Annotated in this window: 1 pseudogene; it reads right to left on the bottom strand. The window is 35.6% G+C overall.

What is annotated here, in order from left to right:
- Window positions 1-103 precede the first annotated feature (103 nt).
- Window positions 104-1903, bottom strand: a pseudogene (gene ltrA, locus U860_RS32245) (group II intron reverse transcriptase/maturase).
- Between the last annotated feature and the right edge of the window lie 708 nt (window positions 1904-2611).

The raw sequence follows: 2611 nt of genomic DNA, 5'->3' as shown, positions 1-2611 counted from the left end.
CTATTCGTTGCGATAGGTAAAACTTTGAAGTTATCTCCATCTTTTCCCCCGCTTAACACTGTACGTGCGACTTTCATCGCATACAGCGTCCCATCTTATTCTTCTATACTAAAGTAACTAGATTACAAGCTTTACGAAGTTTGTTTATTTTCTTCAATTGTTTATCATTCAATTGAAGTATTCTCATATATTTTCTAATCGTCTCTTCATTTGTAGCGTGTATCAGTCTGTGGACTAATTCATGTACAATGATTAGGTTATTGAACTCGTCAGTTCCCCCTATACCTTACGGCACTTTGTGATGACAGTGTGCATCATCAGCTAGCAAAAAGGTTCCTGTGACAGCACACTTGCCGTTTTGCATGGAATATCTCGATATTCTGTTATCTGTATACTCCATGCTTTTCCCTTTACTGGAGGATAGCAACATTTTTTGTATTGCATTAGTAATGCTACCTTTTAGGCTTTTGATGAGTTTTTGTCTTCCCTTTTCAGTATAATTACATATGTCTTGACTGAAATTTTGAGGAAATTGTGTTTGTATATCCGCTAGTGGATATACATGATTACCTGCTATTTCAAAGGTTCTATAATTGTTCCTGTGAATTTTTTTGTATAATGCGTTAGCATTGGTAGGAATTTTATATTTCCCTATTGATTTTAGACGATTAAACAAGGTTTTCGAGAGACGAAAGGCTATTTCAACAAAGTCTATATTCACATGCGTTGCGATTCTGTAATAATTTTTGATACCAAGCACATAGGAATTATAGTCCCATACTGTTTTTGCTGTTGGACTCTTTTGAATTGCTTTAATCCTTGTCTTTGCTTTTTCAAGGATATCCTTTTTCTTTTTCTCGCTTACATGTGTGTTTGCCACATATCTTTTGCGCTTTTTAACAGATTTGATAGAGAACCCCAGAAAATCGGAAGATTTTCTTTTTAGGTTAGTTATAGTCGATTTTTCATTAGATATATTAAGGTTTAATTGATTTTTGAGATAACCTTCTACTGCATGGAATATCTTGATTGCAGATTGGTGGTTGTTAGTAAATATTTTAAAATCATCTGCGTATCTAACGATATGCATTTTCTTCAATTTTGCTTTTATCAGCAATGGATTTTTGGTTGCTGTTGTGTATGGTCTTCTTGTTTTAATATTCTCCCATTGACTAGATATCCACCAATCCAAATCGTTTAATACAACATTACTGAGTAATGGGCTTAGGATTCCTCCTTGCGGAGTTCCTTTTGTAGGAATACCTTCTCCTTTGATTGGTGCTTTTAACATTTTAGAGATAATTGTTAGCACCCTTTTATCAGTCATGCCTATGTTGTATAGTTATTTTAATAACTTGGAATGGTTCACGTTGTCAAAGAAACCTTGTATATCAATGTCTACTACGTGACTAAATCTTCCTCTGTTTATCAAATATTGACACCTAGCCATTGCATGGTGTGTTGACCTGTTAGGTCTGAATCCATATGAATGCTTGTAGAATTTTGCCTCGCATATTGATTCTAGAACCTGTTTGAACATTTGTTGAATCAATCTATCTCTCATTGTAGGGATTCCTAATGGGCGTTTCTTTCCATTTGGTTTAGGTATTTCTACCCTACGTACCGTATTTGGTTTGTAATTTGTGAGAGTTTTTCTAATATCATCAACGAAGGAATTTACATCTTCCATTTTATAATGGTCGATTGTGATACCATCTGTTCCTTTAGTTTTAGAACCATTGTTAGCCTTTATATTTCTATATGCCAATAGAATATTTTCTTTTGATATGATGTATTTATATAGATTTACACCTTTAGTAGCGTTATTTTCACTACGTTGATATAAATCATCAAACACTTTCTGTATATCGTAATATTCTGCATGTCGTATTGTTGTACTCACCGATGTATTATTTCCCCTTTCTTACGAAAAGTCCCATCATCTTACTCGATCCTGTGAGTTACATCTAGTTAATTTAGTTTTCAAAGAACAAGACTAGGGACTATCCCTCCACATTCGTTACATGCTTCGTCGGTACTGTGTCCCCACCTTCACAAGAATGAAGCAATTTCGGTTCGTTAGAACCTTATATGCATCTGTCCGCTAGTAGGCGTTGATGACAGTTTCTTGCTTACCACGTTCCGATTGACCTAGCTATACATATATCCTTAGGTACTTGCTGTAAGCCTGTTATCTTTACATCCTCATCGTTAGATGTCCCGAATTTCATATTATTTACTCTTACTTTTCGGTAGATAACGTCGTCATCGACGACATACACATTTCTGATGTATCAAGCGTTTAGACCCGTACATTCGCAAGTTCGTCAGTCCTATCGGACATCCTCACCATAGATATTTTGTAACATCCCGACCTATCCATTACCATATGATTTCTCACTTAGGTTTTGTTCAGCCGACTTCACCTAGCTTCATACAATTTGTGACTACTATCACGCCTTGCATGTAGGAGTATTAGATAAGTAGTTTCAGCTCAACATGACGGCTTTCATTCCTACTTTCAGTCAATCAGTTGTTGTTATCAACTTGATAACCCTCCTATTTCATGATTGCGCACTTATAAGGAAACGTGTCGCGCAAATAACGCTTT

The organism is Bacillus sp. H1a (genome assembly GCF_000633475.1).
Classification (GTDB): domain Bacteria; phylum Bacillota; class Bacilli; order Bacillales; family Bacillaceae_G; genus Bacillus_A; species Bacillus_A paramycoides.
Note: the sequence above shows the minus strand (reverse complement) of the source record. Positions and strands in the feature narration are given on the sequence as shown.